Below are 17625 nucleotides of genomic sequence, written 5' to 3'. Positions count from 1 at the left end.
CCCGGGGCAATCTGTTTGGGGATAGAGCATTTCTTTTCACATTTTCGCCCCGGCCTGCGGTAAACTTATGCGCGATGTAAGCGAGGTGGATGAGCCTGTGTTACAGCCATGCGAAACGTCTGCCGGCTTTGCCGGACCGGTTGGAATTCTAGACAGGTGCCTTTGTGATCGATCCTTATGTCATGCTGGGTTTGGAGCGCGATGCCGATGAGGCGGCGGTCAAGGCGGCGTATCGCAAGAAGGCCAAGAGTGCCCACCCGGATGCTGGCGGCGACCCGGATGAGTTTGGCCGGATCACCACATCCTACGATCTCTTGAAGGACCCGGTCCGCCGTAAGGTGTACGACGATACCGGTTACGATCCGCAACTGGCCGATGTCGCCGACCTGAAGGGCCTGATGGTGCTGGAATCGCTGATCAACGACATGATTCTCGACGAGCGCGAGCCCGGCAGTTTCGATCCGGTCGCGGGCCTGCGCCGTAAACTGACCGACGACATCCTCAAGGCCCGGTTCCATATTCTGGAACTGGAGCGTCACCGCACCCGTATCCGCAAGCATGTGGATCGCATTGGCCGGCGGCCTGAAACGGATGTGCTTGGCTCGATGTTGCGCGCCCGCACCCAGTCGATTGCCGAAGCGATCAAGAATGCCGAAACCCAGATCGACGCTATCGAGCGCGCCTATTCCATGCTGGAAGGCTATTCCTACGAGCTGGAGCCGCTGGTGGAAACGCTGTCCGATCCTGTCCCGGATCTGCCGAAGGCGGCCGAATAGCATCGGCCCGAAAAATGTGAAGCGGTTTTCGGGTAAGCCGATGCTTGAGGAGAGCTATCGGCCCGAAAAGTGTGGAGCGGCTTTTGGCGGGCGCCACCATTCAAAAAATAATCCAAGCAAAAGCGCATTGCAGTTTTTTGCCAAGTTGATTCGTTGTGGCTTGGCTGCCTCAAAAACGCACATCGAATGTCGCCCTTGAATAAAACTGGGTCATTTTGGAGCGTTGCGGATTTGGGGCATTAACGCGCCCTTAAGTCCTGTCGAGAGAAGCCGATAAGGATAGGCCTGCTCCGTTCCGTTTCCTCAATGGAATCCAATTTTCCACCTTCTCATTGAAAAACATTGCTGTTTTTATAAGTTACCGAGCGTTTGGTCGAGGGTTTGCTGGTCGGCGTTTAAATATGACAGTCGTGAAAACGAGATTTGTCGCGAGGCACCATTGCGGCACAGTTTCAATTTTCGTAATTTACGGCGTCAGGATAAATTTTTTCTGCGGTGTGGAACCAATTGAGATGTCGGACATTTCTGTTGCGGTTTTAAACGGTTCAACGGCGTAGCAATCCGATGGGCGCGTATTTTTAACCCGGATGCGCGGCAGACGGATTTCGATCTGGATCTATTTTAAGCTGGCAATCATGCGGGTAAAAAATTTGTCGAAGGCGTGGGCCTTCGGCGAGAGGCGGTCAAGGGAATGTCGGGTGGCTGGGAATCATCGGCGTTTTTTTCACGGAGATCGTATTATGGGGCTTTACGATATTAACCGGCTACTCAATGTGAACGACGACACCTTGGGCGGGCGACTTGCAACTGCGCGGGATTGTGCGGGTATGGATCTCGCCGATTTGGCCTCGATTGCAGGCGTGCCGGTTGCGAAATTGCGCTCATGGGAGGCGGATCGCAGTGAGGCCGATGCCAGAAGTCTTGGTCTGGTTGCCGATAGCCTTGGCGTTTGCCGCCAATGGCTGATGACCGGCAATGGGCGAGGGCCAGACGAAGAGGACAATGACGGCGATGCCGAGGACGACATGCTTTTGGTCATGCGCCGCGAACTCGACCGTTTGACTCATATGTATCAGGAGACCGGCAGCATGATCGAAATCCTGCACCGCAGGATTGGCGATCTGGAGCAGCGGTCCAGCCGGTAATAGGTGCCTTTCAGGCGCCGATTACCGCGGCTTTGGATGCTGGTCGGCCACTGTCGGTCCAAACACCATTTCAAATGCCTCTTTGAGATGAATATCGACATCGGCCATCGTCACAGGCAAGCCGAGATCGACAAGGCTGGTGACACCGTAGGCAGAGATGCCGCAGGGCACTATGCCGCTGAAATGAGACAGGTCTGGCTCGATATTTAATGACAGGCCGTGAAAACTGACCCAGCGTCGCAGACGAATGCCGAGAGCGGCGATCTTGTCTTCTGTCACGCCACCGTCCGGCAGGGGAGATTTATCCGGGCGACGAACCCAAACCCCGACCCGATCTTCTCGCCGCTCGCCGCGAATATTCATCATATCCAGTGTTTTGATGATCACGTCCTCCAGTGCGGCGACATAGGCACGGACATCCTGGCGGCGACGCTTCAAATCCAGCATGACATAAACGACCCGCTGGCCTGGCCCGTGATAGGTATACTCGCCACCGCGACCGGTGGCGAAAACTGGAAAGCGCTGCGTTTCAATCAAATCCTTCGGATCGGCGCTGGTGCCAGCCGTGTAGATCGGCGGATGCTCCAGCAGCCAGATCAGACTCGTCGGCGGTGCCATCGGCAATGGCCGCCACTTGCTCCTCCATCACGCTCAACGCATCCTCATAGCCCACCAGTCCGTCGCTGACCCGCCACCGGATCGGCGCATTGCCAGGGCTGGCAAGCATGGTCTTGTCGAGATCGGAACGAAGCATGATAAACTGTCCTTAAGCGCGCAACAGGCCTTCGCCGCCGCGTGGGTTGGTTTATACCGCCGCCCACCATATGTGGTGCCCGGCGATATAACGCTTGAAATTCGTTGCATAATTTCTTCTAAGCCGATTTCAGCGAGTAGAATTATGCAATGGTGAAACGACAACGGCCTTGAGCGGGCGCCCACGCTGACGTTCGTTTTTTGCATGAACCCAATAAGGCCAAGGAGAAGATATCTGCGTATCCTCGCCTTGAAGATATCGGCAAGGAGAACATGAGCGGTGATCTCCAATGACTCAATCTTATGAGGGTCATTCTGCTTATAAGGTTCATTCTGGCAGCGCACCGCATTTTATCCTGCATTTGGCCCGGTAGGAGCGAGTTTTCAACAGGCATATCAATGCCGTGGAGCGATTTCATAAAAATGTTGCAAGCCGCCCTTGTGTACCCCCGACGCATTTGCTAGATGCAGCCCGTCGGCGCAAGTCGGCACTCTACCACGATGCGGTCGTGGCGGAATTGGTAGACGCGCAGCGTTGAGGTCGCTGTGGGGCAACCCGTGGAAGTTCGAGTCTTCTCGACCGCACCAAGAACCCGGCTTTAGGCCGGGTTTTTCTTTTTTGTTCAACAGGTTAAGTTTTGATGTGTCCCACGTCAAAATGGTGCGTGGGACATGTCTGGCCGGTTTAGCGCTTACTGGCTGGCGCTCAGCGCTTCACTGAGCACCATAGACGTCGCTTGTTTTCGCTTCTGATTGGCCGTGCTAAATGTTGAATGGTCGGTACTCCGGACCCGGAAAAGCCGGATTTTCGCTTTACCTTGAAAGTGGTCAAAGATCGGGAAGAACATCGTGACAGAGATTAGCGCGCAAAGGATAAAGAGGGCTGACGTCGAGCCAAAGATTTCGGTAAAAGATGCGTTGCGGCAAAAGCTAAACGTGATGCATGCTGTGATCATGCGCGACATACGCAGCCGCTACTTTAACCACGGCCTAGGTTTCTTAATCGTGCCGCTTTTTCCTGTTGCACATATTCTTTTGCTTTTAACTGTATATAACGTGGTGGGAAAAAAATCTGAATTTGGTGATGATCTTCAGTTATTTTTTGCTACTGGGTTGCTGCCTGTTATGACTTTTATGTATGTGTCTCGATTTATGTCTATATCCTTGATTGCAAATAAATCTATGATGTCATTCCCAGTGGTTCGGTTGCTCGATATAGTATTGGCAAGGGCTTTTTTGGAATTTATCGGAATTGTTATATCTTTTATATTAATATATATATATCTTATATCGACAGGTAGTAATCCGGTTCCTATTCATCCTTCGGAAGCCTTAACGGCGTTCTTTTTTACAGTAATTTTGTCAATTGGATTCGGAATAAGCGCTAGCGTGATTTCAGCCATTCTTCCTATTTTTCCGATGATTTATGGATTTTCGATGGTGGTAATATATCTAACCTCAGGTGCGCCAATCTATCTTAATTCGTTTCCAGAACAGGCTTTGCGTGCCGTTTCCTGGAACCCAGTATTTCATGCAGTCGAATGGGTACGGTCAGCATACTATCTGGGCTATCCTACCGAATTTATTGACAAGCAGTATCTCATTGGATTCTCAATTGGCAGTGTTTGCTTCGGACTGGTTCTTGAGCGGCTGCTGCGGAGATACGCACTTGAGAACTGATTTCCAGGCAAAATATGGCAATGGTCACAACCAAGCATCTGAGGCATCTAGCCGGTCCATCGCTTGCTGCGCGAGCTTCCAGCGTTCCACACGGCGGGTATAAACCTCGCTTGTTTTGGCTTCTGAGTGTCCGAGAATGGCCATGATTTCATATTGGCTGCAGCCTTGTTCGGCCAGCAACTCGGCCAGACCTTTGCGCACGCCGTGAGCAGAGAGGTGATTCAAACCGGCGTCAATGCACCAACGCTTGAACATGGCCGACATGGAATCGCCGCTGGCAAAGGGTTTGTTGCCGCGTGCAACGATGTAGGTCTCGGCAATGACGGCCTGGCTATGGATAGCCGCTTTTAAAGGTTTTAGCAGGGGAATGGTCACTTCCGATGAGCCCTTCTTTGCAGGCACCCATCGCAGCGCTTTCAGTCCGTCCAGAATGCACTCATGCCTCGGGCCAAGGAATGTCAGGTCTTCGATACGACATCCTGTCCAGAGCAGAATGGACATTGCAATGAAAGGCTTTGAACCCGGCTTGTGGTGGGCAAAGAAGCGTTTCACATCCGCGGATTTCCAGGGCGTTGCCCCGTCGCCTTTTTTATAGATCCGGTCAATTCCCTTGGCTGGATTGGTTTTGAGGTGGCCTCGCTTGATTGCCCACTCATACATGACGCTGATAGCTTCGATGAAGGCGTCCGCTTGGGCGGGCGTACTGGCCATTTTATCCTGCATTTCAATCAGCTTTGGTTGCGGGATGAGCATGATCCGGTCTGGATCCTCTATCAGTCGGGCCAGCAGGTTTCGTTTCTTCTTCAGCGTTTTTGCGCTGGAGAGGCGGGCCTTTACCCTTTGCTCCATGTATTCAAAATAACTGTGCATCAGCCAGCCAATAGACCTGGGCTTGACCACCTCAGATGCCTTCTTCAAAGGCACAGGCTGTTCTCCATAGCGGGCAAGCGTATATTGGCGGCTGAAATCTTCATCGCCTGGCAGGCAGAAAATGCGAATCCGCTGTTTCGGGTTGCCAATCACCCGGACGCGGTAACGAACATTGCCCGAAGGCAACTCCTCCTTGATAAGGCCTGGATAGCTGACTTTCATGACGTCCTACCATTCTTTAAGGTCAAGAGAGGCTGGTTCGGCATCGCTTTCAACGCTGCCGGCAAATCGTATCTCAACCGTGCCGTCCTGGATAAGCAGGCGATCTACCATGAGGCCTGCGCGTCTGGCGGCCTTCAAAGCCGCCGCCATGGCATGTTCGCTGGCACGTTTTCTAGTGGGGTTCGTCCCCAGAGTCCGATCAGCTTTTTGCATTCTGTCTCTCCCGCGTCTGTGGGTGTGCGTTATCGAAATCCATTGCTCTGCGTCATTTTTGCTCGTGTGCTATCATTTCCACATGCGCGGTAATGCACGGCACGGTAATCAAGACGCCGTCCTTGGTGCGTATTTGAAGTGCGGGTTGGTCTCAGCGGTGGCGTGACTGGGGAAGGTGGAGGTTTGGTCTTGCAACTGTGCCAACGTTGTGGCGGCGGCAAGAATCCCTCGGCCACTATCAGATCCACAGTGCTGACACTGCTGCATGATTTCCCATCCTTGGCTTGAGGATGCGCCTATCCTCTTCTCGTTTTATGTGACGCCGCCGGATGGGTAGGGCTTGTGGGGGGGGGGGGCTTCCGGCGGCGTCTCTGCATCTCCACCGGGCGGGGTGGAAATCGGCTAGGTTGGGCCGTTGGATGAATATAAGGCGGTAATATAACCGCCGTCAATATGCATACGGTAATTTTACCGCTTATTTGAGCCGCGCAGGCGATTTTCGAAAACATCAGGCGTGCTCTGCATTTGAAATACAGCAGACATCCGCATAACGGATCATTGTGCGTCAATAATCACCCATGCTAGACGCACGGTTTTCGAACGCCGCTCCTAGCCTGTAAAATCGAAATCGCAAATCAGTCTGGTGCGTTTCAGAACTGAGTCCGCCATTAATTACATTTCGATAACAGACCGAGACACCCGCCCAAATACATTGGGTGTACTGTTGTCATTTGGATATATTGTCTCGTGTTCCGGATTTGTCGATACCGGCTCAAATCTCATTGGGCTTTGGCGATACCTTTTGTAGGTTGCGCTGCCATCAACGTCCTGAATGATATAGCACGCATTATGGCTTAACTTGCGGTCTGCTCGGTTCACGAAGATCACAGAGCCGGGAGGAGATATGCGATCCATTGAATCGCCCTGTACTTCCAAAGCCACCCAGTCACCGTCGGGCAAGCCCGAGGTTTCGATTGTTGGGAACTCATCAAAGCTGTGCACCGTGTCGGCAGTGTCAAAAGCTCCAGCGCTTACCCACGAAATTTTAGGCACCCTAAACTGATTCGCATTGCTGCTCCCTTCCAGCAGCCATGATGGCGTGGTCTGCAATACGGGTGCAAGTTTAATGAGAGTTGTTATGGATATTCCGTCGCGGCCACTTTTGCAGGCGCGTTGAATATTGCGGATAGCGTCCTTGCTTATGCCAGCCTTTACAGACGCCGCATTCGCGCTCAAACCAACCGCGTCGAGCCGTTCCTGAATTCTGTTGAGAATATCCATCAGCATATGCGGTAATCTAACCGTAGCAGATGTCTCGTGATAGCGGTAATAAAACCGTTGACATAAGCGGTAAAATAACCGCTTATCGCTTCTATGTTAGACATCGGGCACCTTTTGAGATTGAGCGACATCTACTCCTACGCCACTGGCGTATCGGAGAAGACTGCCAGCTACCGTGTTTTTGGCGACAGCAAAAAATTAGCAGCGCTACGAGCGGGTTCCGACATCGGTGTAAACCGCTTCAATTCCGCGCTTGGCTGGTTTGCTGACAATTGGCCAGAGGGTGTTGAATGGCCAGCAGGCGTTATCCGCCCTGAGTCGAACTCCTTGGAGGTCGCTCAATGACAGTGCGGCTCTTTCCTCCATACCCTTCGCGCTGGCTGTCCTCCCAGCTGCGCGCAGCCCGCACCAGGTTGTTTGGCGTCCGATCTGGTGCGGGCAATTTTCGTTTTGCATGCGGGCCTCCGTGAGTATCTGACGGCCCATTCCTCACATTTTTGATCAATTCCCACCACGGGAAAAACGCCGGAGATTTCCCGGCGCGGGAAAGGTTTTGTCTTATGCAAACAAGCGCTTGGTTTCATCGCATCAAAGCGGCGCAACGTGACCTGATTAGGCTGGTTGGCGGTATCGAGCGGGCGTCGGAGATTTCATCGGTGTCTGCCAGCCATATCGGCCGGATGAACAATCCGCGTGATACGGACCTGATGCCGATTTCGGTTGTCTATGCGCTGGAGAGCGAATGCGGGGTGCCGGTCGTGACCTCGGCTATGGCAGAACTGAGCGGGCGGCGGTTGACCGACCCGGCAAGCGACAAGGCCGTGGATCAAGGTGTCGTCGTTGCCTATTCGGAGATGGTGCGCCGGGCTGGCGATTTGATTTCCGGTGGCGCGGTGGCGATCTCCGACATGGTGGTGACACCTGCGGAAGCCACCAAGATGGACCGGGATGCGGCGGAATTGGAAGTCGGTCTTGCCGCGCTTCGCAAGGCGCTGGCCGGTGTGAAGGCGCGGGGCGGCGATAAGCTTGGCCTGCGGATCGTGGGAGAGCAGCCATGATCGACGCAACCCTGACCCCGCTGTTCGAGCGGCCCTTGAGTGCGCGGGCACGGGGCTTCCTGCGCAAGCTCAAAATCCATGGTGGTCAGCTGATCGTGCCTGATGGCCCTGACCGGCAGTTGGCGAACGACTGCCGTGCCTGTGGCTATGTGCTGATCCGCGAGGATCACAAGACGGTGCTGCTGACCGGTCTGGGCCAAGCCTATCTTGATCGTCTGATGAGGGCGAACTGATGGCCGGTTATGCGTCCGTGAAGTTCCCCAAGCCCGGTTCCGCCGGGCTTTCCCTTGTTGTAGCAGCTATCCGCGATGGCGAGGTGTTCACCAAGGACGTGGCGCAGGTGATTGCCGCCAACAAGGTGGCAGCCGAAGGCTGCGGCTATCTGATCCGCGATCAGAAGGATGGCAATCGCTGGTATCCGACAGATCGGGCGCGTGAGATGCTGGCGGCGCTCGGCCTCGGTGACGTTGCACCATCGTCCCAGCCCAAAACCAAGGTGGCGACAGAACGGCGGATTGTCAGCATCCGCGCCGAACACCGGCTGCGGACCCTGAATGAGACGACCGTTCTGGCGCTGATGGACAACATCCGCGACTACGGGCTGGAAACCCCGATCACCGTCTATGGCGATGTTGACGACGCTGAGGTGGATCTCGGTGCGGGCGGCCACCGCCTGGAGGCCTGCAAGCGCCTGGGGCTAGAGTTCATTCTCTGCTTTCACAAGCGTGGCGACGATCTCGACCGTCAGCTTTGCGAGATTGACGAAAACCTGATCCGCGCCGATCTGACGCCGTCCGACCGGGCGCTGTTTCTGCATCGTCGCAAGGAAATCTATCTGGTCAAGTTTCCCGACACGGCAAATGGCGCTGTTGGAAACGGCCGTCCGAAGGTTCGTCAAATTGGCGAAGCTACTGAGGTCAAACGCTTCACCGCTGCCACGGCGCAAGCAACCGGACAGAAAGAGCGCACCATTCAGCGCGATGTCGAGCGTGGCGAGAAGATTTCCCGCACGGCATTGCAGATGTTGCGCGGCAGCCGGCACGACAAGGGCGTGACGCTCGACCAGTTGAAGCGGCTGGAAACGGCAGAGGCGCAAGAGCGCTTTGCCCGCGATCTGATCGCAGCAGACAAGGCCGTGACGGCCGAATCGAAGGCGATCCGCACCACCAACCAAAAGCATAGCCGGGACATGCGACTGCATCTGGTCAGTGCTATTGCCGAGCATGGCCGGCGCAAGAGCGGCGATGTGCCGCGTGGTGCCTATGCCATCGGCTATGCCGACCCGCCCTGGCAGCAAGAAGCCTGGAGCGATGAGACCGGGCAAGACAAGGGCCTCAAATATCCCGCCATGCCGTTGGAGGAAATCAAGGCGCTGTGTGCTGGCCAGAACTCGCCCTTCACCATGGATGCGCTGTTGTTCCTGTGGGTCACCACCAACCGGTTGCCCGATGGCATCGACGTGCTGCGGGCCTGGGGCTTTGACTATGTCACCTGCATGGCCTGGGACAAGGTGCATATCGGCATGGGCCGCTGGGTGCGGGATCGCCATGAACTGCTGTTGATCGGCAAGCGCGGCAAGGTCTCGCTGGCTCCATTGCCCGGCACCCAGCCGGACAGCCTCTATGCCGAGGCAAAGACCGAGCATAGCCGCAAGCCTGTGTGGTTTGCCGAACAGATCGACCGGCTGTGGCCGCAACTGCCGAAACTAGAACTGTTTCAGCGCAAGGAAAGCCTGGCGGAAGACGACGTGCGGCTTGGCGGCAAATGGGACTTCTGGGGCTTTGAGGCATCGCAGACCTCGGAGGCCACGCAGACCGCGCCGGTCTCGGAAGGGGGTGGCGCATGACGGCGGAGGCCTTGCAAAGACGGCACAGGGAAATCGCCACCGTGAACCGGCTTCGTGGATCGGCCGAGCGGCTGCAAAGGGACGCCTGGACGCTGGAAGCGACGCGGGACGGCCTGCGCCTGTCGTTTCTATCGCGGACGCTTGCAACGCTTCCGCTCTATGTCTACCGGACGGGCGAACGGGGACCGGTGCGGCTCGGCGGCAAACTGGCTGTCGTTCTGGAAGAAAACCCGAACGACGAAATGGACACCTCGAAGTTCCGACGCTTCTTCTGGGAACAGGTGTTTACCGGTGGACGGGGGCTGGCCTGGATCGAGCGCAAGGGTGCTGGCATTGAGGCGCTTTGGCCGATTGATCCGGGTAGCTGCTCGATCCGCCGGCGCGGCGGGCGGCTGTTCTACAGTTTCGAGGGCAGGGAATATCCAGCCACCGACGTGATCGACATCCCCTATATGCTGAAGCGTAATCTGGTCCAGCATCGCGGCCCGATTGCCATGGCGGAAAAGGCCATCCAACTGGCCTTGGCCATGAACGACTATGCCTCGAACTTTTTTGCAGGCGGCGGCGTTCCGCCCTTGGCGCTGGAAGGGCCGATGCCCGCCAATGACAAGGCCATGCAGCGGGCGCGAGAAGACATCAAGCGGGCGGTGAAAGCGGCGCGGGACGATCAGCTTCCCCTGATCCAGTTGCCGGTTGGCTACAAACTCACCCAAGTGGGTTACGACCCGGCCAAGGGGCAGATGACCGAGGCCCGGCTGTATCAGGTGCAGGAAATTGCCCGCGCCTATCAGATCCCGCCGAACTTCCTTCAGGACTTGAGCCGGGCAACCTTCTCCAATGTCGAGCAGAACGACCTCTATCTGGTCAAGCACCTGGTCAGCCAATGGGCGACGGCGCTCGAAGGGGAAATGAACCTGAAGATTTTTGGGCGGATGAACACCCGCCGTTATGTCCGCCACAACCTCGACGGCCTGATGCGCGGTGACTTCAAGAGCCGCCTGGAAGCGCTCGCAACCGGCGTCAACTCGGCGCTGCTGACCCCGAACGAGGGCCGGGAGATTGAAGGCCGTCCACGTGATCCAAACCCGGCTGCCGACCAGCTCTACATCCAGGGCGCAACCGTTGCCATCGGCAGTGCCACCGGCACCAGTGTCATCGACACAAGTGCCACTGGCAACAGCGCAATGGGCGAGAATGGCGACCCGCCGCTCAATGATCCCGCAGCAGACACAGAAAGGCAGGTGACCGATGACACCGAAACCGAAGCCGGGTGAGCGTGAGCGCCGCTCGTTGGTGCTGCCGGTGGAAGCCCGGGGCGATGGCGAGCGAATGACGGTGGCCGGCTATGCCGCCAATTTTGGCGATGTCACCACCATTGCCGGGGTGTTCGAGGAAAGCATTGCACCGGGTGCTTTTGCCCGGTCGCTGCGATCTGATGATATCCGCGCCTTCTATGACCATGACACGGCCCATGTGCTGGGTCGCAACCGGGCGGGAACGCTGCGGCTATCTGAGGATGCCAAGGGCCTGGCTGTCGAAATCGACCTTCCCGATACCACGGTCGGACGCGATGTCCGCACGCTGATTGCCCGGGGCGACGTGTCAGGCATGTCGTTCGGCTTTGAGGCGATTGGCGAGGAATGGGACTTTTCCAGATCCATGCCGCGCCGGACGCTGACCGATCTCAATCTGTTCGAAGTCTCCATCGTCTCCATCCCGGCCTATGCCGGCACCTCCATTGCCCTGCGGTCGCTGGAAAGCGCTCGTGGAACCGAAACCCGTTCTCATGGACTGGCCACACGCCTGCGCCTGAAAATCGGCCTCGACCTGACGCGGCGCTCGTAAGCCCCGCGTCCACACAATCCCACTCCCCCCACAATCAGGAGCATGACTATGTCGCAAAGACTGAAAGAATTGCGCGAAAAGCAGGCGCGCCTTGTCACCGAGGCCCGCGAACGGCTGGAGGCGATCACGCCTGACACCGATGAGGTTCGGTCCAAGGAACTGGAAAGCGCCCATGATACGGCAATGGCCGAATATGATCGGCTGCAAGGGCTTCTCGACCGCGAAGAAAAGCTGATCGAGCTGGAAAAGCGCGACGAAGAGCGCCGCGCCAAACAGCGTCCGCTGCGCGATACCCCGGAAATGCGCGGCGACGATCTGCCCCAGGGTGGCAAGGTCGAATATCGCAGTGTGTTTGCCAAGGTCGTCTGCGGTGTCAATCCGTCCGATCTGACCAAGGAAGAGCGTGCGGTGCTGCAGCGCGGCGCTGCCGAGTTCGAGACCCGCGACCAGGTGACGATGAGCGGCATTGCCGGTGGCTATATTGGCGGTTGATCGGGGTGGTGTGTTGTCGAGCAAAGATCGAATGTTACGGCACAATGATGCTGAATCATTTTTGTTCGCTATTTGGGGCCCGACATCGAAATTACGTAGGATATATAAACTGTTACAGCGCCACACCTTCTCAGGTGCGTGGCGCTGTATTGCAGATACGCGTTCGGTTTAAAAGCGTCAGAGCACTTTTTTCAGCAGATATTGCCCATAGGCGCTCTTGCCATATTGCAGGCCGAGCGTCTCCAACTGCTGGGCGTCGATGAAGCCGAGCCGATAGGCTATCTCTTCCGGGCAGGAGATCTTGAAGCCCTGGCGGCGTTCCAGCGTGGCGACGAATTCCGAGGCATCCAGCAGACTGTCGGGGGTCCCGGTATCCAGCCATGCATAACCACGGCTCATCTTTTCGACACTGAGCCGGCCCCGTTCGAGATAGACCCGGTTGACGTCGGTGATTTCCAGCTCGCCGCGCGCCGATGGCTTAAGGTTTGCGGCAATATCCACGACATCCTTGTCGTAGAAGTAAAGCCCGGTCACGGCCCAGCTCGAGCGCGGTACCTGAGGCTTTTCCTCGATCGAAACCGCCTTCATGTCCTTGTCGAATTCCACCACGCCATAGCGTTCCGGATCGTTGACGTGATAGGCAAACACGGTTGCCCCGTCATTGCGGGCCACAGCACTTCTGAACAGGTCGTTGATGCCGTGACCGTAGAAGATATTGTCCCCCAGAATGAGGCAGGACGGGCTGGAGCCGACGAAATCCGCGCCGATAATATAGGCCTGAGCCAGGCCATCCGGCGTCGGCTGCTCGGCATAGGTCAGCGAAATCCCCCATTTCGACCCATCACCCAGCAGGCTTTGAAAATTCGGCAGATCCTTCGGCGTCGAAATGATCAGGATATCGCGAATCCCGGCCAGCATCAGTGTCGAGAGCGGATAATAGATCATCGGCTTGTCATAGACAGGCATGAGCTGCTTGGAGGTGACTAGCGTCATGGGATGCAGGCGGGTGCCGCTGCCACCGGCTAGAATGATACCCTTCATTTATAAAACTCCTGACACGTCATTTGTGTTCGTTGTCTTTTGAGGAAAGCCGGCGACCATCGTTGCCCAGACAAACTCTAAACTGCCGCTGGCCGCCGTAACCGATCAATGACCAGTTCCGTCGACACGCGCCAATCGGGGATATCGATAGCATGAACCCTGGCCAGTTTGGCGCAATTCAGCCGGGAATTCGCAGGCCGTTTGGCGGGCGTCGGGTAGGCGCTGGCCGGGATCGGATTGACTTTGGCCGAGGGGCCGTTTTGGTCAGCAGACAGCCTGAAAATTTCAGCTGCAAACTCCGCCCAGCTCGCCTCTCCTGATCCCGTCATATGGAATGTGCCGCGCAGATCGGCGTCCTTGGACGACAGCAGGTTTTCGGCAACTTTCAGCACCGCATCGGCAATATCGAGCGCCGAGGTCGGATTGCCGATCTGGTCGGCCACTACGCCCAGTTCATCGCGGGTTTCGGCCAGCCGCAACATGGTCAGCAGAAAATTCTTGCCGAACGGGCTATAAACCCAGGCGGTGCGCAGGATCGCGTGGTTGTCGGTTTGCGCCGCCACCCGGCGCTCGCCTTCCAGCTTGCTGCGGCCATAGACGCCAAGCGGCGCAACCGGATCGGCCTCGTTATAGGGCGAAGCCTTGCTGCCATCGAAGACATAATCGGTCGAGATATGGATGATCGGGATATCCAGCGCCTTGGCAACCCGCGCCAATTCCCCCGGCCCTTCGCCATTGACCGTGAAGGCTGCGGCCTCGTCGGTTTCGGCCTGATCGACTGCGGTATAAGCGGCAGCCGAAATAATCAGGTCGGGCTGAGCGGCACGCACAGCCGCTTCAATCGTCGAGGGATCGGCCAGATCGAGCTGCGGCCGCCCCAGGGCGACCAGGTCAAGATCCTTGCGATCGCTGGCTTTCTCAAGCAGTGACTGCACGACCTGCCCGGCCAGGCCAGTCACCAGATAGCGCTTCACGCCGCTCATTTCGCGGCTTTCAGCAGGCCAAGACGGCTGCCATCATAGCCCTGGCGCAACGGCTCCCACCACCAGCGGTTTTCGAGATACCATTTCACGGTCTTTTCGATGCCGGTCTCGAAAGTTTCCTGGGCCTTCCAGCCGAGTTCGGTTTCCAGCCGCGTCGCGTCGATGGCATAACGGGCGTCGTGGCCGGGACGGTCGGTCACATATTGGATCAGCGCGTCATGCGGTGCGCCCGACGGATGCAGTCCATCCATCAGCGCGCAGACGCGGTTGACGACATCGATATTGCGTCGCTCATTGCGTCCGCCGACATTATAGGTTTCGCCGATCTGACCACGTTCAGCGATGATATCAAGCGCCCTTGCATGGTCTTCGACGTAAAGCCAATCGCGGATATTGGCGCCATTGCCGTAAACCGGCAGAGGCTTGCCTTCCATGGCGTTGATGATCATCAGCGGAATGAGCTTTTCCGGGAAATGGAAGGGGCCGTAATTGTTGGAGCAATTCGACACCACCACCGGCAGGCCATAGGTGCGCGCCCAGGCCTTGGCGAGATGATCGGAGGCCGCTTTCGAGGCTGAGTAGGGAGAGCTCGGATCATAAGGGGTGGTTTCGGTAAACAGACCCTCATCGCCCAGCGATCCATAGACTTCGTCGGTCGAGACATGCAGGAAGCGGAAACCGTCCTTGCTCGAACCTTCCAGCCCCTGCCAATAGGCGCGGGCGCATTCCAGCATGGTGAACGTGCCGAGCACATTGGTCTCGACGAAATCCTTCGCCCCGGTAATCGAGCGGTCGACATGGCTTTCGGCGGCCAGATGCATGACACGATCAGGCTTGAAGCTTGCAAAAGCCGAAGCAATCGCCTGGCCGTCGCAGATATCGGCCTGAAGGAACCGGTAAAGCGGATTTGCCTCGACCGATTTCAGCGAGGTCAAGGTGCCGGCATAGGTCAGCTTGTCGACATTCAGGACGTCATAGCCTTTTTCAAGCACCAGATGCCGCACGACGGCCGATCCGATAAAGCCGGCGCCGCCGGTTACAAGTACGCGCATGATTTTCGATATCCCCTAGCGTTCATAGAGCTGAATGGCAAAAGCAGAGGCGCTTAAGGCCGATAGACGAAATTCGTCTCGAGTTCACTCAGCTTTGGCTGCTTCTTGTCCTTGTCAGACAGGATGGCGTTGTCTTCCGTCACCGGCCAGTCGATCGCCAGCGCCGGATCGTTCCACAACAGGCCCCGGTCATGATCCGGGCTATAATAATCCGTCACCTTGTAGCTGATCACGGTATTGGGCTGCAATGTGCAGAAGCCATGGGCAAAACCCGGCGGCACCCAAAGCTGGCAGCCATTTTCAGCAGTCAGTTCGGCTTTCACCATCTGGCCATAGGTCGGCGAGCCCTGGCGAATATCGACAGCGACATCCAGCAAGGCGCCAGCCGCACAGGAAACGAGCTTGCCCTGCGCCCTCGGGTCCAACTGGAAATGCAGGCCGCGAACCGTACCAACCTCTGCCGAAAACGACTTATTGTCCTGAACGAAGGTGAAAGATCCCACTTCGCTTTCAAACAGGCTGGCCCGGAAGGTTTCCATGAAATAGCCGCGCGCATCCCCAAACCGCTTTGGAGTGATCAGAAAAACGCCCGACAGCTTCGTTTCTTCAAACTGCATTCTTATCCCTTTGAATTAAGCCCCTCGCGCAGTTAACAATCTCGATCTATCAGAGCAAGAAAAATGCTAGGTGCCCACCGTCTTAACCGGAAGATTATGACGTTATTCGGACAGTTCTCTACGATCATCTGCCACCATTGCAGGCAAGCGTCTGCCATTTATGTCTTTTTACGACACTATCCGTTCAGAACGGTGCGCCCTCCACAAAGCTTGAGAACGGCACGAAGGCCGACGAGCAATCGAGCGGCGGAACCGGATCTTCCTCACTGGCATCCACGAGATTGACATTTTTCACCCGGCGCGCTGGATCTGCCTTCAGAAGATCGGCAAAGCTGACCGAGCCAGGCCCCAGCGTGATTGCGGCAACCGATCTACGACCTATCCGGTCGGAGGCCGCCAGCCCACTGAATCCTTTCAAAATCCGAGGCACCCATGGCAACCGACCTGGAAAAGCTCGTCGTGCAACTTTCGGCCGACATCAAAGGCTATCAACGCGAGATGCAGAAGGCCGCGAATGTGACCAGTTCACAGGCCCGCGCCATCGAGAACCGCTTGAAGAAAATGGATGGCCGGTTCTCAGCACTTGGCACGTCCATGGCACGAGGGCTGATCGCACCGATTGCCGGTATCTCGGCGGCGCTGACGGTGGATTCCGTCATCCATTATGCCGACGCCTGGACCAGCGCCAAGAACAGCCTGGCTGTGGCCGGCGTCGTGGGCGTTAATCAGGTCGCGGTCCTCGACCAGATTTACAACTCGGCCCAGCGCAATGCAGCGCCGATTGGTGCCATGGCCGATCTGTTCGGCAAGGCGGCGCAATCCGGCGATGCGCTTGGTAGCGTCTCAGGCCGATCTGCTGAAGTTCACCGATGGCGTCGGCACGGCTCTGAAGATTGAGGGCAAGTCTGCCACGCAAGCGCAGGGTGCGCTGACGCAGCTCGGCCAGCTTCTCGGCTCGACCCGCGTCCAGGCCGAGGAGTTCAACTCTGTCAACGAAGGGGCGAGGCCGATCCTGATCGCTGTTGCCAATGGTCTCAGTGCTGCGGGCGGTTCTGTCAGCAAGCTCAAACAACTGGTCAACGATGGGGCCGTGTCCAATCGGGACTTCTTCCAGTCGTTCCTGAAGGGATTGCCGACCATCCAGGGGATGGCGGCCAATGCCACCCAGACGATTGAACAGGGCGTGACCAAGGTCAACAACGCTTTCACCCGCTATATCGGCCAAACGGATGAAAGCCTTGGCGCATCGCAGCGCCTGCGGCCTTGTACGGTAGCAGCCGGGTGGCCGGGGTGTTGCAACGCACCCCAACGACGGGCCAAAGATTGGCGTCCTAACCCGTCCGACAGCGCTCAACGATAACTGTCGCACCCGTACCCTGCAGGGCGGGGCTTGTGTGACTGAGTCGTGAGATTTTTGAAATGGTGAATCGTGAAGCCTTCCGGCCCGTCCCCAACACTCAGCCGCCGGCCGCCTGGATCGGCGGCAAGCGCAGCCTGGCACCGCGCCTAGTCAAGATGATCGAGGCGATGCCGCACCAGACCTATGCGGAGCCGTTTGTCGGCATGGGAGGGGTGTTCTTTCGGCGTCGGAATGCGCCCAGGACCGAGGTGATCAACGACCGCAGTGGCGAGGTCGTGAAACCGAATGCTGCTGCTGGGGCGGGTGCCGCTCCTGCCTGCTCTGCTATGCCTGACAGGGTGCGAAACGCTCTCAACGCCATCGGCGCAACCGACCGCTGATCGCAAACCAA

21 protein-coding genes, 1 tRNA gene and 1 pseudogene are annotated in these 17625 nt (G+C 57.0%); 14 read left to right on the top strand and 9 right to left on the bottom strand.

Annotated elements, in window-relative coordinates; genetic code table 11:
* Positions 1 to 182: 182 nt before the first annotated feature.
* Together V6582_RS02695 and V6582_RS02690 are read left to right on the top strand one after the other, a co-directional pair.
* Positions 183 to 776 carry a DnaJ domain-containing protein gene (locus V6582_RS02695; protein WP_085946625.1) on the top strand — a complete coding sequence of 198 codons (594 nt, stop codon included), beginning with the start codon at positions 183 to 185 and terminating at the stop codon, positions 774 to 776.
* A gap of 740 nt (positions 777 to 1516) precedes the next feature.
* A complete protein-coding gene (locus V6582_RS02690; RefSeq protein ID WP_156633461.1) occupies positions 1517 to 1921 on the top strand; it encodes a transcriptional regulator in 405 nt (134 codons plus the stop codon).
* A 21-nt stretch (positions 1922 to 1942) separates the two neighbouring features.
* Here the strand turns inward: V6582_RS02690 and lipB are convergent.
* A pseudogene (lipB, locus tag V6582_RS02685) lies at positions 1943 to 2675 on the bottom strand (lipoyl(octanoyl) transferase LipB).
* Positions 2676 to 3177: 502 nt separating this feature from the next.
* Here lipB and V6582_RS02680 point away from each other — a divergent pair.
* Positions 3178 to 3262, top strand: a tRNA-Leu gene (locus V6582_RS02680).
* A gap of 261 nt (positions 3263 to 3523) precedes the next feature.
* Entirely contained in the window at positions 3524 to 4354 is an 831-nt protein-coding gene (locus V6582_RS02675) for an ABC transporter permease (protein ID WP_156633459.1), read from the top strand.
* Between the two features lie 24 nt (positions 4355 to 4378).
* On the opposite strand, the gene V6582_RS02670 is transcribed toward V6582_RS02675, so the two are convergent.
* The 3 genes from V6582_RS02670 to V6582_RS02660 all read right to left on the bottom strand — a co-directional run bounded on the left by V6582_RS02670 (position 4379) and on the right by V6582_RS02660 (position 6940).
* The gene (locus V6582_RS02670) at positions 4379 to 5446 is read right to left on the bottom strand and encodes a tyrosine-type recombinase/integrase (RefSeq protein WP_234889793.1); all 1068 of its coding nucleotides are present in this window, start codon (positions 5444 to 5446) and stop codon (positions 4379 to 4381) included.
* A 6-nt stretch (positions 5447 to 5452) separates the two neighbouring features.
* On the bottom strand, positions 5453 to 5659 hold the full coding sequence (locus V6582_RS02665) for a hypothetical protein (protein ID WP_156633458.1): 207 nt from the start codon (positions 5657 to 5659) through the stop codon (positions 5453 to 5455).
* Positions 5660 to 6331: 672 nt separating this feature from the next.
* On the bottom strand, positions 6332 to 6940 hold the full coding sequence (locus V6582_RS02660; RefSeq protein WP_234889916.1) for an XRE family transcriptional regulator: 609 nt from the start codon (positions 6938 to 6940) through the stop codon (positions 6332 to 6334).
* A gap of 120 nt (positions 6941 to 7060) precedes the next feature.
* Here V6582_RS02660 and V6582_RS02655 point away from each other — a divergent pair, with 120 nt between their 5' ends.
* The 7 genes from V6582_RS02655 (at position 7061) to V6582_RS02625 (ending at position 12181) form a co-directional block, all read left to right on the top strand.
* On the top strand, positions 7061 to 7285 hold the full coding sequence (locus tag V6582_RS02655) for a hypothetical protein (protein ID WP_234889917.1): 225 nt from the start codon (positions 7061 to 7063) through the stop codon (positions 7283 to 7285).
* Between the two features lie 215 nt (positions 7286 to 7500).
* Positions 7501 to 7998: a hypothetical protein gene (locus V6582_RS02650; protein WP_156634905.1), complete on the top strand. Its 498-nt coding sequence runs from the start codon at positions 7501 to 7503 to the stop codon at positions 7996 to 7998.
* Positions 7995 to 8231 carry a hypothetical protein gene (locus V6582_RS02645; RefSeq protein WP_156634906.1) on the top strand — a complete coding sequence of 79 codons (237 nt, stop codon included), beginning with the start codon at positions 7995 to 7997 and terminating at the stop codon, positions 8229 to 8231. The genes V6582_RS02650 and V6582_RS02645 overlap by 4 nt, the downstream gene beginning before the upstream one ends.
* Positions 8231 to 9844, top strand: coding sequence for an MT-A70 family methyltransferase (locus V6582_RS02640; RefSeq protein WP_156634907.1), 1614 nt, complete (start codon positions 8231 to 8233; stop codon positions 9842 to 9844). Before V6582_RS02645 ends, V6582_RS02640 begins: the two co-directional genes overlap by 1 nt.
* Complete coding sequence (locus V6582_RS02635; RefSeq protein WP_234889918.1) at positions 9841 to 11118, top strand: phage portal protein; 1278 nt, start codon at positions 9841 to 9843, stop codon at positions 11116 to 11118. Before V6582_RS02640 ends, V6582_RS02635 begins: the two co-directional genes overlap by 4 nt.
* Positions 11093 to 11689, top strand: coding sequence for an HK97 family phage prohead protease (locus tag V6582_RS02630; protein WP_156634908.1), 597 nt, complete (start codon positions 11093 to 11095; stop codon positions 11687 to 11689). Before V6582_RS02635 ends, V6582_RS02630 begins: the two co-directional genes overlap by 26 nt.
* 48 nt (positions 11690 to 11737) lie before the next feature.
* Positions 11738 to 12181, top strand: a complete 444-nt coding sequence (locus V6582_RS02625) for a phage major capsid protein (RefSeq protein ID WP_234889919.1) — start codon at positions 11738 to 11740, stop codon at positions 12179 to 12181.
* Positions 12182 to 12358: 177 nt separating this feature from the next.
* Here V6582_RS02625 and rfbA read toward each other — a convergent pair whose 3' ends face one another.
* The 5 genes from rfbA to V6582_RS02600 all read right to left on the bottom strand — a co-directional run bounded on the left by rfbA (position 12359) and on the right by V6582_RS02600 (position 16292).
* On the bottom strand, positions 12359 to 13222 hold the full coding sequence (gene rfbA, locus V6582_RS02620; protein WP_156533140.1) for a glucose-1-phosphate thymidylyltransferase RfbA: 864 nt from the start codon (positions 13220 to 13222) through the stop codon (positions 12359 to 12361).
* A 77-nt stretch (positions 13223 to 13299) separates the two neighbouring features.
* Entirely contained in the window at positions 13300 to 14205 is a 906-nt protein-coding gene (gene rfbD, locus V6582_RS02615; RefSeq protein ID WP_349508913.1) for a dTDP-4-dehydrorhamnose reductase, read from the bottom strand.
* Positions 14202 to 15257, bottom strand: coding sequence for a dTDP-glucose 4,6-dehydratase (rfbB, locus tag V6582_RS02610; RefSeq protein WP_156634940.1), 1056 nt, complete (start codon positions 15255 to 15257; stop codon positions 14202 to 14204). Before rfbB ends, rfbD begins: the two co-directional genes overlap by 4 nt.
* A 53-nt stretch (positions 15258 to 15310) precedes the next feature.
* Positions 15311 to 15874 carry a dTDP-4-dehydrorhamnose 3,5-epimerase gene (gene rfbC / locus V6582_RS02605; RefSeq protein WP_156550836.1) on the bottom strand — a complete coding sequence of 188 codons (564 nt, stop codon included), beginning with the start codon at positions 15872 to 15874 and terminating at the stop codon, positions 15311 to 15313.
* Between the two features lie 184 nt (positions 15875 to 16058).
* A complete protein-coding gene (locus tag V6582_RS02600) occupies positions 16059 to 16292 on the bottom strand; it encodes a hypothetical protein (protein ID WP_349508912.1) in 234 nt (77 codons plus the stop codon).
* Between the two features lie 14 nt (positions 16293 to 16306).
* On the opposite strand from V6582_RS02600, the gene V6582_RS02595 reads away from it, so the two are divergent.
* From V6582_RS02595 to V6582_RS02585, 3 genes are read left to right on the top strand one after another with little or no spacing between them, the layout of a single operon-like run.
* Positions 16307 to 16771 carry a hypothetical protein gene (locus V6582_RS02595; protein ID WP_234889921.1) on the top strand — a complete coding sequence of 155 codons (465 nt, stop codon included), beginning with the start codon at positions 16307 to 16309 and terminating at the stop codon, positions 16769 to 16771.
* Positions 16707 to 17234, top strand: coding sequence for a tape measure protein (locus V6582_RS02590; RefSeq protein WP_234889922.1), 528 nt, complete (start codon positions 16707 to 16709; stop codon positions 17232 to 17234). Before V6582_RS02595 ends, V6582_RS02590 begins: the two co-directional genes overlap by 65 nt.
* 59 nt (positions 17235 to 17293) lie before the next feature.
* Positions 17294 to 17614 (top strand): DNA adenine methylase, encoded by a 321-nt coding sequence (locus tag V6582_RS02585; protein ID WP_156634915.1) that lies wholly within the window; start codon positions 17294 to 17296, stop codon positions 17612 to 17614.
* Positions 17615 to 17625 lie beyond the last annotated feature (11 nt).

The organism is Agrobacterium vitis (genome assembly GCF_037039395.1).
Taxonomy (GTDB): Bacteria; Pseudomonadota; Alphaproteobacteria; order Rhizobiales; family Rhizobiaceae; genus Allorhizobium; species Allorhizobium vitis_E.
The sequence above is the reverse complement of the archived record's forward strand: the minus strand, read 5'-3'. Positions and strand labels throughout refer to the sequence as shown.

Excerpts from the sequence above, each read along its gene's own strand:
- V6582_RS02650 (WP_156634905.1), top strand. The coding sequence starts at position 7,501 with ATGCAAACAAGCGCTTGGTTTCATCGCATCAAAGCGGCGCAACGTGAC.
- V6582_RS02665 (WP_156633458.1), bottom strand. The coding sequence starts at position 5,659 with ATGCAAAAAGCTGATCGGACTCTGGGGACGAACCCCACTAGAAAACGT.
- V6582_RS02625 (WP_234889919.1), top strand. The coding sequence starts at position 11,738 with ATGTCGCAAAGACTGAAAGAATTGCGCGAAAAGCAGGCGCGCCTTGTC.
- rfbC (WP_156550836.1), bottom strand. The coding sequence starts at position 15,874 with ATGCAGTTTGAAGAAACGAAGCTGTCGGGCGTTTTTCTGATCACTCCA.
- V6582_RS02660 (WP_234889916.1), bottom strand. The coding sequence starts at position 6,940 with ATGGATATTCTCAACAGAATTCAGGAACGGCTCGACGCGGTTGGTTTG.
- rfbB (WP_156634940.1), bottom strand. The coding sequence starts at position 15,257 with ATGCGCGTACTTGTAACCGGCGGCGCCGGCTTTATCGGATCGGCCGTC.
- V6582_RS02595 (WP_234889921.1), top strand. The coding sequence starts at position 16,307 with ATGGCAACCGACCTGGAAAAGCTCGTCGTGCAACTTTCGGCCGACATC.
- V6582_RS02690 (WP_156633461.1), top strand. The coding sequence starts at position 1,517 with ATGGGGCTTTACGATATTAACCGGCTACTCAATGTGAACGACGACACC.
- V6582_RS02695 (WP_085946625.1), top strand. The coding sequence starts at position 183 with ATGCTGGGTTTGGAGCGCGATGCCGATGAGGCGGCGGTCAAGGCGGCG.
- V6582_RS02635 (WP_234889918.1), top strand. The coding sequence starts at position 9,841 with ATGACGGCGGAGGCCTTGCAAAGACGGCACAGGGAAATCGCCACCGTG.
- V6582_RS02585 (WP_156634915.1), top strand. The coding sequence starts at position 17,294 with ATGGTGAATCGTGAAGCCTTCCGGCCCGTCCCCAACACTCAGCCGCCG.
- V6582_RS02670 (WP_234889793.1), bottom strand. The coding sequence starts at position 5,446 with ATGAAAGTCAGCTATCCAGGCCTTATCAAGGAGGAGTTGCCTTCGGGC.
- V6582_RS02630 (WP_156634908.1), top strand. The coding sequence starts at position 11,093 with ATGACACCGAAACCGAAGCCGGGTGAGCGTGAGCGCCGCTCGTTGGTG.
- rfbD (WP_349508913.1), bottom strand. The coding sequence starts at position 14,205 with ATGAGCGGCGTGAAGCGCTATCTGGTGACTGGCCTGGCCGGGCAGGTC.
- rfbA (WP_156533140.1), bottom strand. The coding sequence starts at position 13,222 with ATGAAGGGTATCATTCTAGCCGGTGGCAGCGGCACCCGCCTGCATCCC.
- V6582_RS02645 (WP_156634906.1), top strand. The coding sequence starts at position 7,995 with ATGATCGACGCAACCCTGACCCCGCTGTTCGAGCGGCCCTTGAGTGCG.
- V6582_RS02640 (WP_156634907.1), top strand. The coding sequence starts at position 8,231 with ATGGCCGGTTATGCGTCCGTGAAGTTCCCCAAGCCCGGTTCCGCCGGG.